This is a genomic window from Paraburkholderia sp. FT54 (genome assembly GCF_031585635.1).
Lineage (GTDB): Bacteria > Pseudomonadota > Gammaproteobacteria > Burkholderiales > Burkholderiaceae > Paraburkholderia.
This window is the reverse complement of sequence record NZ_CP134196.1, coordinates 2,110,000-2,123,056: the sequence shown is the minus strand read 5'-3', so window position 1 is coordinate 2,123,056 and position 13,057 is coordinate 2,110,000. Positions and strand designations below refer to the sequence as shown.

The 13,057-nt window shown below is 62.3% G+C and carries 10 protein-coding genes; 6 read left to right on the top strand and 4 right to left on the bottom strand.

Going from position 1 to position 13,057, the window contains the following annotated elements; all coding sequences use genetic code 11:
• Position 1: 1 nt before the first annotated feature.
• From urtE to RI103_RS29025, 5 genes are all read left to right on the top strand, one after another.
• Entirely contained in the window at positions 2 to 706 is a 705-nt protein-coding gene (gene urtE, locus RI103_RS29045; protein ID WP_310816015.1) for an urea ABC transporter ATP-binding subunit UrtE, read from the top strand.
• 61 nt (positions 707 to 767) lie between these two features.
• Positions 768 to 1,763, top strand: a complete 996-nt coding sequence (locus RI103_RS29040; RefSeq protein WP_310816014.1) for an acetamidase/formamidase family protein — start codon at positions 768 to 770, stop codon at positions 1,761 to 1,763.
• Positions 1,764 to 1,775: 12 nt separating this feature from the next.
• A complete protein-coding gene (locus tag RI103_RS29035; RefSeq protein WP_310816012.1) occupies positions 1,776 to 2,546 on the top strand; it encodes an SDR family oxidoreductase in 771 nt (256 codons plus the stop codon).
• A gap of 569 nt (positions 2,547 to 3,115) precedes the next feature.
• Positions 3,116 to 3,718 (top strand): ANTAR domain-containing protein, encoded by a 603-nt coding sequence (locus RI103_RS29030; RefSeq protein WP_310816010.1) that lies wholly within the window; start codon positions 3,116 to 3,118, stop codon positions 3,716 to 3,718.
• A gap of 906 nt (positions 3,719 to 4,624) precedes the next feature.
• On the top strand, positions 4,625 to 4,909 hold the full coding sequence (locus RI103_RS29025; protein ID WP_310818601.1) for a hypothetical protein: 285 nt from the start codon (positions 4,625 to 4,627) through the stop codon (positions 4,907 to 4,909).
• A gap of 189 nt (positions 4,910 to 5,098) precedes the next feature.
• Here RI103_RS29025 and RI103_RS29020 read toward each other — a convergent pair whose 3' ends face one another.
• The 3 genes from RI103_RS29020 to RI103_RS29010 all read right to left on the bottom strand — a co-directional run bounded on the left by RI103_RS29020 (position 5,099) and on the right by RI103_RS29010 (position 10,937).
• A complete protein-coding gene (locus RI103_RS29020; protein WP_310816009.1) occupies positions 5,099 to 8,152 on the bottom strand; it encodes an efflux RND transporter permease subunit in 3,054 nt (1,017 codons plus the stop codon).
• A 12-nt stretch (positions 8,153 to 8,164) separates the two neighbouring features.
• The gene (locus RI103_RS29015) at positions 8,165 to 9,316 is read right to left on the bottom strand and encodes an efflux RND transporter periplasmic adaptor subunit (protein ID WP_310816007.1); all 1,152 of its coding nucleotides are present in this window, start codon (positions 9,314 to 9,316) and stop codon (positions 8,165 to 8,167) included.
• 115 nt (positions 9,317 to 9,431) lie between these two features.
• On the bottom strand, positions 9,432 to 10,937 hold the full coding sequence (locus tag RI103_RS29010) for an efflux transporter outer membrane subunit (protein WP_310816006.1): 1,506 nt from the start codon (positions 10,935 to 10,937) through the stop codon (positions 9,432 to 9,434).
• A 485-nt stretch (positions 10,938 to 11,422) separates the two neighbouring features.
• Between RI103_RS29010 and RI103_RS29005 the strand changes: the two genes are divergently transcribed.
• Positions 11,423 to 11,995: an OsmC family protein gene (locus RI103_RS29005; protein WP_310816005.1), complete on the top strand. Its 573-nt coding sequence runs from the start codon at positions 11,423 to 11,425 to the stop codon at positions 11,993 to 11,995.
• A 195-nt stretch (positions 11,996 to 12,190) separates the two neighbouring features.
• Here RI103_RS29005 and RI103_RS29000 read toward each other — a convergent pair whose 3' ends face one another.
• The gene (locus tag RI103_RS29000) at positions 12,191 to 13,006 is read right to left on the bottom strand and encodes a class II aldolase/adducin family protein (RefSeq protein ID WP_310816004.1); all 816 of its coding nucleotides are present in this window, start codon (positions 13,004 to 13,006) and stop codon (positions 12,191 to 12,193) included.
• Positions 13,007 to 13,057 lie beyond the last annotated feature (51 nt).

Genomic DNA, 13,057 nt, shown 5'->3' with positions numbered 1-13,057 from the left:
CATGCTGAAGATTTCCGCACTCAATCAGTTTTACGGCAGCAGCCACACGTTGCGCGACGTGTCGCTCAACGTCGCCGACGGCGCCTGCACCGTCGTGCTCGGCCGTAACGGCGTGGGCAAAACGACCTTGCTGAAGTGCCTCGTCGGGCTGTTGCCGGTCAAAGCCGGCGAAATCGAACTGGCGGGCCAGCCGCTGACCCGCACGCCGTCGCACCGGCGCGTATTGGCGGGTCTGGGCTACGTGCCGCAAGGACGCGAGATTTTTCCGCAACTCAGCGTCGAAGAAAACCTGCGCATCGGCGCCTACGCCGGCGAGAGCAATCAGACCGCCAAGGGCAAGCAATTTTCTTTCGATGACGTCTTTCATACCTTTCCTGTGCTGAAGACGATGCGCCGGCGCATTGCAGGAAATCTGTCCGGCGGACAGCAGCAGCAGCTTGCGATTGGCAGGGCGCTTTTGACCAATCCGAAGCTGCTCATTCTCGACGAGCCGACCGAGGGCATCCAGCCGTCGATCGTGATGGAGATCGAGGCGGTGATCCGTTCGCTGAAAGGATCGCTGTCGATCCTGCTGGTAGAGCAATTTTTCGATTTCGCGCAGGCGGTAGCCGACGACTATGTCGTGCTGGTACGCGGCCAGGTTGTCTCGGCTGGGGCCGGGGACCAGATGGAAGCCAATAACGTCAGAGCGTTAATTTCAGTGTAATGCGGCGTGAGCGTTGCGCCCATTCACATCGACAACCCACATTTGAACAGGAAACACCATAATGAACTGGCTCGAACAATCGATCATGTACACGCGCGGCGTCGCACGCGGCCAGGTCCGTGAAACGCATGATCTCAGCGAATCCCGTCAGGGCACATTTCACTACACCATCGGACCGTACTCGACGCCGGTGATGAACATCGCCCCGGGCGACCGGGTAGTGGTTCAGACACGCGACGCATTCGACGGCAAGATCCTGACGGAACAGGATCTGCCGAGTCAGAAGCTGCGGGTGCCGTTCCTGAATCCGCAAAGCGGTCCGATCATGATCGAAGGCGCGGAGAAGGGCGACGTGGTGGCGGTCTACATCGAATCGATGCTGCCGCGCGGCGACAATCCGCGCGGCACCTGCTGCCTGATTCCGCGCTTCGGCGCGCTGACCGGTACGGAATACACCGCGACGCTCAATGAGCCGTTGCCCGAGATCACCCGCAAGATCGACGTGGACGAAGAAGGCGTCTACTGGAGCAAGCGCGTCACGCTGCCGTACAAGCCGCATATCGGCACACTGAGCCTGTCGCCGGAAATCGACTCGATCAATTCGCTCACGCCGGACAATCACGGCGGCAATATGGACGTGCCCGACATGGGCCCGGGCAGCATCACGTATCTGCCGGTGCGCTCCGCCGGTGCGCGGCTCTTTATCGGCGACGCGCACGCCTGCCAGGGCGACGGCGAAGTATGCGGCACCGCCGTCGAATTCTCCAGCACGACCACGATCCACGTCGATCTGATCAAGGGCTGGCACATCGAATGGCCGCGCCTCGAAACGGATGAGCTGCTGATGGCGATCGGCAGTGCGCGCCCGCTTGAAGACGCAACGCGCATCGCGTACCACGAACTGGTGCTGTGGATGGAAAAGGAATACGGCTTCGACCGCTGGGATGCCTACATGATGCTCAGCCAGTGCGGCAAGGTGCGGCTGGGCAATTTCGTCGACCCGAAGTATTCGGTCGGCGCGGCGATCAGCAAGAAATATCTCGCACCGGCTGCCTGAGGAGACGCCACCATGGATCTGAAACTCAACGGTTTGAAGGCACTTGTTACCGGCGGCACCAAAGGTATCGGCCGCGCCATTGCGCAAACGCTGGCCACCGAAGGCGCGCACGTCGCGCTTTGCGCGCGTGATGGCGCCGCCGTCGAACAGACGGTGGCCGGCATCGTGCAGGCCACCCGTGGTGCGGTCAAGGTGTGCGGCGCCTCGGTCGACGTTTCCAACGGTCCCGCGTTACAGGCCTGGACCCGCGAAGCCGCCGCGCAACTGGGCGGAATCGACATCGTGGTCGCCAATGTGAGCGCGCTGTCGATCGGCAACGATCTCGAATCGTGGCGCAAGGAGTTCGAAACCGACCTGATGGGCACGGTCAATCTGGTCGATGCCGCGCTACCGTTTCTCGAAGCGAGCAAGGCCGCCTCGATCATCGCGATATCGAGCGTGTCCGGCCGCGAAATCGACTTCGCCGCCGGCCCTTACGGGACCTTCAAGGCGGCGCTGATCCACTACATGCAAGGCCTCGCCTATCACCTCGCGCCGAAGGGCATTCGCGCGAACGCCGTGTCGCCGGGCAACGTCTATTTCGAAGGCGGCGTGTGGGATCACATCGAACACAACGACCCGAAGCTGTTCGCGGAAGCACTCGCGCTGAATCCCAGCGGACGCATGGCGCGCCCGCAGGAGATCGCGAACGCGGTTGCGTTCGTCGCGAGTCCGGCGGCGAGCTTCGTGAGCGGGGCGAATCTCGTCGTGGATGGCGCGCTCACGCGCGGCGTGCAGCTCTAAGGTGCCGCAAAGGTCTGAGCGGTGCAAATAGCGTGTGGCTCCGCCGGTGGTTCAGGCGGAGCGACTGGCTATTGACGAGATCAAGGCGAACCGCCGCTCTGATATTTGCAGAGATGGGCGGTTAATCCAGGCGTTCATCCCTCGTTGCGCTTATACCTCCGTATAAGCGCGGTACGCTAACGCGGCATTGGCATATCCAACCGTAGAGTAGATTCGTCCTCCGGCTCGGCCTAATCTTCTCTCATCGCTACGCGCTGGCTGTTACACCAGCGGGAAGCCCGCGGTTCGGCCACCACGACGACATGCGCTTCCGGCTCCCGCGGGGCCGATCTCCTCTTTGGCGGTGCCGGCGTTGGCGTAGATTGGGTCAACGCGCCGTGAAGCATCGCCTGGGCACCGGCCTCACGGTACGCTCTTCGGTCTGGCTACAGGAGACTTACCATGCAACTAGAGGTCGCCAGGTTTGCGCGACTGCACCGTCTTCCTTCGGGCCTCGACGATGTAATCAACCCAGGCGAAGTCGGGCCCGAGGACTCGCGTCGCGTGTGCTTACATGCCAGGGCGCAACGATGAAGTGGACTGCGGATAGCCTGGCGATCCTTCGCGATTTGCGCTCGCTGAAAGTTGTTGTGATTCATCCGCAAGATCAGGACGGCGACGAGCTTCTAGCTCAACTCCATCGCATTGGATGCGACGTGACGGTCTGCTGGCCGACACTCGACTGCTTGCCCTTCGGAACCGGCCTCGTGCTGATGGCAATGCGCCCCGAAACCCTCTCGGCCGATTTTCCTTGGCTCGGAACCAGCCTATCGCCGCCCGTGATTCCGGTGGTGACCTGCGAAAATCCGATCACCGTTGAAGCAGTGCTGCGCCTGAACGCGCTGACGACGATACCGTCGCCAGTGCGTTCATTCGGATTGCTGACGGCGATTGCGGTGGCGCTGACGCAATGTCAGGCATTGCGGGTGCGCGATCGATACATCGAGCGGCTCGAGAAGAAGCAGGCGAAGGTTCGAGTGGTCCAGCAGGCCACGCAGATCCTGATGGAAAGGCGCGGTGTGTCGGAAGAGCACGCGTATCAGTCGCTACGCTCAAAGGCGATGCTCAAGCGCGAGCCAATCGAGGTGGTGGCAAGCGACATTGTCAAGGCGCACGAAACGCTGACTCTTTAGCCCGCAAGAATTGTTTGTTGAATCGAGTATGACCGGCTTTCCAGTAACGGATCCCGCAACATCGTCGTCAAGATCCGAACACTAGCCCCCTTGGAAGCCTCGAGTTATCCAGGCGTATAGGTGCACTATGTCCAGGTAGAACTGCAGCAACCGTTCGTAGAATAGTTTTCCTGGAGTCGTCGGTCTATCTTGATTCCATGGGAGGGTTGCTGACATGAACGCGCTTGAAAAGTGGCACAACCGACCGCTCCAGGTCCGGGTGTTGGAACGCTGCGATGAATGCGGCGAGTTGAAGGAAGACGTTCAGAAGCACGTGAGCATTTGGCCGAATATAACCGCCGTCTGTTGTGCGAAGTGCTTCGCCGAAATGACCACGGAATGCAGCGGATTTGCGGTCTGGCAGTAGCCAACGATGACCGGAACGAGATGACCCGTTCCGCATCGGCGACGAGGACGCCATGGCTCCGTCGACGGCGAATGCACTTGCTATTCACGGATAGGCTCCTGCTTCGGAGTGGCTGACAAGTTTTGGAAAGCACCTTGTCGCCATACGATGACCTGATGAAGATCCTTCGTGGGACATGAGGATGAAGATGAACATTAGATACCCCCGATTCACAACCTTCGAGTTGTGTGTCCTCGCCCTCTCTATCATCATCGCGGCCGGAATACAGATGTAAGCGACCGGCCGACGGTCTCATCGAAACTCATCAAAACCCTGTCTGAAATCTGGAATGCGGCCACGCGTGCTGACGCCGGGAGCGACGTTCGCACACCGTTTGCATGCGGCTCCCTTTCAGCGAGGTGCGCATTTTTGCGCAAGAGTCAGCTACGTGTAATCGAGTTTGGCACTCTAATGCAGAGGGTTGGGCACCCATGTTAGGCTTCCCATGATCCTCGGTGTACATGGTCGTCGAGGTACCTGCATTTCGTTCTATGTCTGGAGGGTTTGTGGTTTTTGAACATCGTGGTTTTCGCGTGACCGCTGACGGTGCGCCGGATGAGCTTGGCGTTCAGTGGATATGTCATGCTGTGATTGAACGTACTGACGGGGATAAGCACAAAGGCGCACCCCCGGCAATCGAAATGGCCATTCCAAGGGCCAAGATCGACCCGCTGATGGCGCTCAGTGCGCTTGAGCATCGGGCTCGAACCGATATAGATGATTGGCATGAAAGAGGGCAGGCGTAGGCGTATTTCCCGACTCACGTGGAGCCTCCCGCTCCTGAGCGAAGACTGCGAACGCGACCGCCTGTATCCGCGCGCCGATCGGTGTGGGCGCACTGATCGCGGTGACAGTCGCGAGCTTTGGATCTGGTTCGCGACCGCCCTTGCTAAAACTGGTCGCGGTCACCGCGGAATTCCACGGCACGCCAAACGCTAACCGGCCCGCGGTGCCGCGGTGTCCCGATGATGATCGGCCGCGAGAAACATATACATCGCGGGCACCACGAACAAGGTGAAGAGCGTGCCGATCGACAGCCCCGTGAAGATCACGAGGCCCATCGCATTGCGGCCTGCGGCGCCTGCTCCTGAGGCGACCACGAGCGGCAGGACGCCGAGCACCATCGCCGCCGTCGTCATCAGAATCGGGCGCAGCCGCACGCCGGCGGCTTCTTCCAGCGCTTCGCGCTTCGATCTGCCGGCGTGTTGCAGTTCGTTGGCGAACTGGACGATCAGAATGCCGTGCTTGCTGACGAGCCCCATCAGCGTGACGAGCCCGACCTGCGTGTAGATGTTCAGCGTCGTCAAGCCGATATTGATGAAGATGAGCGCGCCGAAGAGCGCCATCGGCACCGAAATCAGGATCACGACCGGATCGCGGAAACTTTCGAATTGTGCCGCGAGCGCCAGGAACACGATGATCGTCGCGAACATCAGCGTGATGACGAAACCGCCGGACTCCTGCACGAACTGCCGCGATTGCCCCGAGTAATCCGCCGAATAACCCGCGGGCGCGGCTTGCGCGGTCGCCGTGCGCAGAAAGTCGAGAACCTCCCCTTGTGATACGCCCGGCACGATCACGCCAGAGATCGTCGCCGAGTTGAGTTGCTGGAAATGGTTGATCGATTCCGGCACCACGTTGTGTTCGAGATGCGCAATGGTCGAAGCCGGCATGACACTGCCGTCTGGCGTGCGCAGGTAGTAATCGAGCACCTGCGAAGGATTCAGGCGGTCCGTCTGCAATACCTGCGGAATCACCTTGTACGAACGCCCGGCGATCGAGAAGTAGTTGACATAGCCGCCCCCGAGCGCCGAACCGAGCGCCTGCCCGACGTCGCTCTGCGAGAGCCCGAGCGAGGCCACCTTGTCGCGGTCGACGACGAGCACGGCTTCCGGCTTATCGAGCTTGAGATCGCTGTCGACGAAGAAAAACATGCCGCTCGCGCGGGCTTTTTGCAGGACGGCCTGCGATACTTCGTTGAGGTTCTCGAAAGGCTCGGTCGTGCTGATGACGAACTGCACCGGCAAGCCCTGCGAGCCCGGCAGCGGCGGAAACTGGAACGCCGCGACGCGCGCCCCGGCAATCTCATTCCATTTCTGCTGCAATTCCTGCTGCAACGCGGTCGCGCCCTTGCTGCGCTGGTCCCATGTCTTGAACAGCACGCCGCCGATCCCCTGGTTGACTGTCGGCGCGCCCGTGAGCTGGAACATCTGCGCGTATTCAGGCAAGGCTTTGGATATGTCGAATACCTGGTCCGCGTACGTCTGCATCTGCTGGATGGTCGCGTTCGGCGGCCCCTGGATCTGGGACAGTACGATTCCCTGATCCTCCTGCGGCGCGAGCTCCGATTTCGACGTCATGAACAGGTAGACCGTGCCGCCGAGCAGCAGCGCGCCCATCACGGTGAACACGGGCCAGGTGTCGAGCGTCGCGTGCAACAGGCGGCCGTAGCCGCGATGAACGCGTTCGAACTGGCGGTCGACGAAGCGCGCGAAGCGCCCCGACTCCTGCTCCGCGCGAAAGAAGCGCGAGCACATCATCGGCGACAGCGTAAGGGCGATCACGCCGGACACCGTCACCGCGCCGGCCAGCGAGAATGCGAACTCGGTGAAGAGGGCGCCGGTCAGGCCGCCCTGAAAACCGATCGGCGCATACACGGCGATCAGCACGACGGTCATCGCGAGAATCGGTCCGCCGAGTTCGCGCGCGGCGATCAGCGCGGCATCGAGGGGCGCCTTGCCTTCCTCCTTCATGTGACGATCGACGTTTTCGACCACGATGATCGCGTCGTCCACCACAAGTCCGATCGCGAGCACGAGCGCGAGCAGCGTCAGCAGATTGATCGAATAGCCGAGCAATTGCATCACGAAGAACGTGCCGATGAGCGACAACGGCATGGCAATCAGCGGCACGATGACCGCGCGCAAGCTGCCGAGGAACAGGAAAATCACCGCGCTGACGATCAGCAGCGCCTCGACCAGCGTCTTGATGACTTCGACGATGGCCGTGTTGACGAAATCCGTTGCGTCATAAACGATCTCTCCCGTCATGCCGGTTGGAAACTGCTTCTGCAGCCCGGGAAAGATGGCTTTCACGCGCTTGGCGACATCGAGAATGTTGGCGTCCGGCGCGACCTTGATGCCGATGAACACCGAACGCTTGCCGCTGAACGCGACGTTGAAGTCGTAGCTGTCGGCGCCGAGCACGACGTTCGCGACGTCTTCGAGGCGCACGATCGCGCCGTTCTTCTGCTTGATGACGAGTTGCTTGAAGTCGTTCACAGTGTGGAGGTCGGTGCCGGCGTTCAGATCGACGCTGACCATTTGCCCCTTGGTCGTGCCGAGTGTCGCGAGGTAGTTGTTGTTGCCGAGCGCCGTGAAGATGTCGGCGGCCGTCACGCCGTGGGCGGCGAGACGTGTCGCGTCGAGCCACGCGCGCAGCGCGAACTGCCGGCCGCCGAGGATTTCCGCGGTCTGCACGCCTTCGATCGAATCGAGCTTGGGCTTGATGACGCGCAACAGGTAATCCGTGACGTTGTTGCTCGGCAGCACGTCGCTGTAGAAGCCCATGTACATCGCGTCGGTGGTCTGCCCGGTCTGTATCGTCAGTACCGGCTGCTGCGCCTGCGGCGGTAACTGGTTGCGTACCGAGCCGATCTGCGTGTTGATCTCGGTCAGCGCGCGGTTCGCGTCGTAGTTCAGGCGCAGCGTCGCGGTAATGGTCGACACGCCGGTGCTGCTCGTCGACGACATGTAGTCGATGCCTTGCGCCTGGGCGATCGCCGCCTCGAGCGGCTGCGTGATGAAGCCGGCCATGGTATCGGCGTTCGCGCCATAGTAGGCCGTGGTGATCGTCACGACGGCGTTTTCGGTTTGCGGATACTGGCTGACTTTCAGGGCGGCCAGCGAGCGCAGTCCGAGCACGAGGATCAGCAGGCTGACGACCGAGGCAAGCACGGGCCGCCGGATGAAGAGATCGGTGAAGGTCATCGCGCGGTCTCTCTATTGTTCCTGAGGCGCCGGGTTCGGATTGTCCGCCGGCTGCACGCTGTTGTTGATGACGAGCGGCGTGCCGTTCTTGAGTTTGAGCTGTCCGCTCGTCACGACCTGCGTGCCGGCGTCGACACCTTTGAGGATCGCGACCTGATCGCCGCGCGTCGGGCCAGGCGTGACGAACACCTGCTGCGCGACGGGCAGCGCCTTGCCCTGCGCGTTGGCCTGCGCGCCCGGCTTGACGATGAACACGGTCGCGCCATAAGGGTTGTAGGTGATGGCGGTCTGCGGCAGCGTCAGGTAGCGCTGTCCGGCGCCCGCGTCGATCTTCACGTTCGCGTACATGCCCGGCAGCAGCTTGCGCTCGTGATTGTCCACGCTGGCCTCGATCTGCACGTTGCGCGTAGTGCTGTCGACTTTCGGGCTGACCGACTGGATCTTGCCCACGAAGGTTTGCCCGCTGTAGGCATTGGTGTCGACCGCGATGGTCTGGCCGATCGCGAGTTGGCCGAGCTGCTGCTGCGGCAGGGAGAAATCGGCGTAGATCGGATCGATCGCCTGCAGTGTGACGATCGCATCGCCCGGATTGAGGTATTGCCCTGGATTGATCGTGGTGATGCCGAGGCGCCCCGCAAACGGTGCGCGGATGGTCTTCTTGTCGACGAGCGCGACCTGTTGCGCGACTTGCGCCTTCTTGCCCTTCAGGTCGGCGGCGTCCGCGTCGAGTTGCGCCATGGCGATCGCCTTGATGTCGTATTGCGCCTTGTCGCGCGTGTAGACCGTCTGCGCGAGTTCCGCGGCTGCCTGGAGCGACTGGAGCAGCGCCACGTCGCTGTCGGCATTGAGTCTGATAAGAACTTGCCCGGCTTTCGCTTCCTGCCCCGAGCGGAACGCCACCTCGCGCACGAGGCCCGCGACTTCGGTGGTGACATCGACGCCGCGCACGGCGCGCAGGCTGCCGACCGCCGCAAGCTGCGGTTGCCACTGCTGATAGCCGGCGACGATCGCCGACACGGTGGCGGGCGGCGCCGCGTTGCCCGCCATGAATCTGGCGAACATATGCGTGCGGAACATGTTGAAGCCGACGAGCGCGGCCAGCAGCAGGCCGACACAGATCAGCATGATCGCCATCCGCTTTGCCATCGGTTTTCGTTCGGTCATCGTGATGTCCTTGCACGGCATTGGGCGAAGCGCCGGACGGTTCGTCCATTCGTTCCTTCGTTTCCGGCGGCGCGTGTTGCAAAGAGCGGTGTAGCGAATGTCCTGGCGGGCTATCTCAATGCGTCGTCGCGGCGGTGGCCGGCGCGGCGGCGCTCCACCAGCCGCCACCGAGCGCCTGGAAGAGGGCCGCGGTGTCGGCGTAGCGGGCTGCCTGCGCCTGCGCGAGGCTCACCACCGTTTGCTGGTATTGGCGTTGGGCATCGAGAAGCGCCAGATAGCTCACCCCGCCGACGCGATACTGCCCACGCGTCAGTTCCAGTGAGTCGTTGGCGGCACGCCAGGCATCCGTCTGCGCCTTCAGGCCGGTCGCGTCGTGATCGAGCGCGCGCAGCGAGTCCGCGACGTTCTGGAACGCCAGCAGGACCGTTTCGCGGTATTGCGCATCGGCCTGCTCGTATGCCGCTTCGGCCGCGCGCTTCTGCGCGCTCAGTTGTCCGCCATGGAACACCGGTTGCAGCAGGCCGGCGCCGAGGCTCCAGATGGTGCTGCCCGCCTTGAACACCTGGGCCGGCGTCAGAGCCTCGGCGCCGTAGCTGGCGGACAGCGTGATCTGCGGATACATCGCGGCGGTGGCTACGCCGATTTGCGCGCTGGCCTGATGCAGCACCGCGTCGGCGGCGAGAATGTCGGGCCGCTGCTGTACCAGCGCCGACGGCAGGCTCACAGGCAGCGTCTCGGGTAACGAAAACATCTCGAGCCTGAATTCGGGCAACGCGGTTTCGCTGGGCAAGTTGCCCGCCAGCACGGCGAGCTGGTGACGCACCTGATCGAGTTGCTGTTGCAGCGGCGGCAGCGTTGCGCGGGTCTGCGCCAACAGGGTCTGCTGCGCGAGCACCGCCGTGCGGCCCACGCCCCCCAGTTCGAACTGCTTGCCGAGTACGCCCAGTTGTTCGTCTTCTTCCGCGGCGATGCGCTCGGTTGCCTCGATCTGGGCGCGCAGCGACGCTTCCTTGACGGCCGCGGTCACCATGTTGGCGGATATCGCGAGATAGGCGGCCTGCAACTGGAAGCGCTGGTAATCGACTTGCGCGTGCAACGCTTCGAGTTCGCGTCGTGCGCCGCCGAATACATCGAGTTTGTACGACACGTTCACCGACGCGTTGTAGAGATTGAACTCATCGACGAGTCCGGGCTGGCCGAATGAGATGCCGTTCAATTTTTCGCGCGTGGCGCCAAGTTGCGCGTCCACGCTGGGCAGAAGCGTGCCGCCGGCTTGCGCCGAGAAGTTTTCGCGTGCCTGCCGAAGGGCCGCTTGCGCCGCCGCGATGTTCGGACTATTGACGAGTGCCTGACGGATCAGCGTATCGAGCGGCTCGCAATGAAAGAGCGCCCACCAGGCGGCGGGAATGTCCTGTCCCGGGACGAAGCGTTGCGGCAAGCCGGCCGTTCCCGGAGAAGAGGCGGTCTGCTCGGGCAGCGGCGAAGCGGTATAGGAGTCGGTAGCCGGCGCGGGGGGAGAGCGGTAGTCGGGACCGACCATGCAGCCGGCCACTGCGGCGCAGCCGCATAGCGCGACGCACAGGCGCCGCAGCCGGACACTACGCTGGTCAACGTCGATCATCGATCCACCTTGTATCGCCTGCGTTTTGAGTCAACGAGGGAGCGGACGCGGATATTCGGGCAACGTGAACTTGGGTGCTGCTTTTCCTGCCTGTCGTCGGAATTTACCAGGTGGGACGATAGCTACGTAGCCTAGCACGATCGATCGCTGCGCTCGCACACGAGATCACGTAGTCAGTGCGCTTGTCGGTCTTTCACACGGCTACCGCTGGCGTGCGGCCCATGCCATGCCCGACGCAACGTTCATCCGGACACGTCAAAGCTATAAGGCGTTTCGGTCATATCTTACGGCGACCTGATCATTGAACCCCGCGTCTGCCAACCGTACATTTGAGCCACCGTGATGCCAGGTCGGCCGCCCGATTCCGGGTTGGTAGCGGCCGTGACATCGCGCAGACCAGGGCATGCGCATCCAGACTGCGCTCGCCATTCTGCAACGGGATTTTTCCGAAGCTCAACAAGCCACGTTTGTCCAGGAGATGGAAGATGAATGCCAATGCGCAGACCAAAGAAGCCAATATCGTCAACGGCCTGAACGTCGACGACCTGTTCTCACTGATCGAGGGCGTCAAGGGCGATGCATCGAAAGCCACCACCAGCTGGCGCGTTGCCACGACCTGGCAGGGGCAGACCCGGAGTCACTCCGAGGTAAAGGGGTTTGCGCTCGGAGGGCAGGACGTGTCGCGTCGATTCACGATCGATATCGACGAGCCTCGCGAACTCGGCGGGTCGAACCAGTTCGCCAATCCTCAGGAGCATCTGATCGCGGCGCTGAACGCTTGCATGACGGTGGGCTACGCGGCGCAGTGCGCTGTTCGCGGGATCACGCTCGAATCTCTGCAGATCGAAACCGAGGGTGACATCGACCTCAGAGGATTTCTCGGGATCGACCCGAACGTGGCAAACGGCTACGAGAGCCTGCGTTACACCGTTCGTATCAAGGGCAGCGGTACCAGGGAACAGTTCGCTGAAATCCACGATGCTGTCATGGCCACATCTCCCAACTTCTACAATCTGGCGAATGCCGTCCCCCTGAAATCCACGCTTCTGGTCGGGTGAACTTCGCGATGCAGGACGGCGCGACTCGAATGGTTTGCGTCGCGCCGCCTTCCAGCAGCGGATCGAAGTCAGTCATACGAAGTAAAAACCATGTCGTTGTCTGAGGCGCGTGATGCGGAGTTGGAGCGCACGACAGGCGGCGCTCAGCCTGGACATCGGCGCTGAGCGCAAAGGCCAGGACGCGGGAGAATGCGGCTAGCCGCGGTAATCGGATTTCGGGTCGTCGATCAAACGGAGCGCGGCTTGCCACGCCAGCTCCGCGATTTCCGCCGAATCCTCGCGATCGAACTGGCTCGCGGTCAGTTCACAGACTTCGCGCGGCGGGATGCGCAATGCGCTGCCGCCGGCCAGCGCCTGAATCTGCGCCTGACAGGCACGTTCGAGAAAGTAGATCTCATGGAATGCTTCGGCGGCCGTGGCGCCGGCTGCCAGCAGTCCGTGATTGCGCAGGATCATCGCCTTGCAGGTGCCGAGATCGCGGACCAGACGTTCGCGTTCGCCGAGTTCCAGTGCGATGCCTTCGTAATCGTGGTAGCCGAGCTTGCCGTAGAACTTCAACGCATGCTGACTGATCGGCAGCAGGCCTTGTTCCTGTGCGGATACAGCGGTGCCGGCCGCCGTGTGCGTGTGGATCACGAAGTGCAGGTCGTCGCGCGCGGCGTGAATGGCCGAGTGGATCGTGAAACCCGCGGCGTTCACGCGGAACAACGCGGGCTCGGCGTGTGCGCGCGCGTCGATGACCTTGCCCTGATGATCGATCTTCACCAGATCCGACGCGCGCATCTCGTGGAACAGGACGCCATAGCGATTGATCAGGAAGGCGGCTGGCTCACCCGACGCGCTCGGCAGACGGGCGGTAATGTGCGTGTCGATCATGTCCGTCATGCGGAAATGCGCGACCAGCCGGTACAGCGCGGCCAGTTCTTCCCGCACATGCTGCTCGCTAACGGATCGCGCGCTGCGTGCGGCGCGCGATTCCAGCGCAGGGTCGGATAATTGCGTCGTTTGCATTTGAAAGGACTCCGAGGTTCGCACTGGCTTTCGTGTGCGTGGTGTTCGCCA

Excerpts from the sequence above, each read along its gene's own strand:
- urtE (WP_310816015.1), top strand. The coding sequence starts at position 2 with ATGCTGAAGATTTCCGCACTCAATCAGTTTTACGGCAGCAGCCACACG.
- RI103_RS29040 (WP_310816014.1), top strand. The coding sequence starts at position 768 with ATGAACTGGCTCGAACAATCGATCATGTACACGCGCGGCGTCGCACGC.
- RI103_RS29035 (WP_310816012.1), top strand. The coding sequence starts at position 1,776 with ATGGATCTGAAACTCAACGGTTTGAAGGCACTTGTTACCGGCGGCACC.
- RI103_RS29030 (WP_310816010.1), top strand. The coding sequence starts at position 3,116 with ATGAAGTGGACTGCGGATAGCCTGGCGATCCTTCGCGATTTGCGCTCG.
- RI103_RS29025 (WP_310818601.1), top strand. The coding sequence starts at position 4,625 with ATGGTCGTCGAGGTACCTGCATTTCGTTCTATGTCTGGAGGGTTTGTG.
- RI103_RS29020 (WP_310816009.1), bottom strand. The coding sequence starts at position 8,152 with ATGACCTTCACCGATCTCTTCATCCGGCGGCCCGTGCTTGCCTCGGTC.
- RI103_RS29015 (WP_310816007.1), bottom strand. The coding sequence starts at position 9,316 with ATGACCGAACGAAAACCGATGGCAAAGCGGATGGCGATCATGCTGATC.
- RI103_RS29010 (WP_310816006.1), bottom strand. The coding sequence starts at position 10,937 with ATGATCGACGTTGACCAGCGTAGTGTCCGGCTGCGGCGCCTGTGCGTC.
- RI103_RS29005 (WP_310816005.1), top strand. The coding sequence starts at position 11,423 with ATGAATGCCAATGCGCAGACCAAAGAAGCCAATATCGTCAACGGCCTG.
- RI103_RS29000 (WP_310816004.1), bottom strand. The coding sequence starts at position 13,006 with ATGCAAACGACGCAATTATCCGACCCTGCGCTGGAATCGCGCGCCGCA.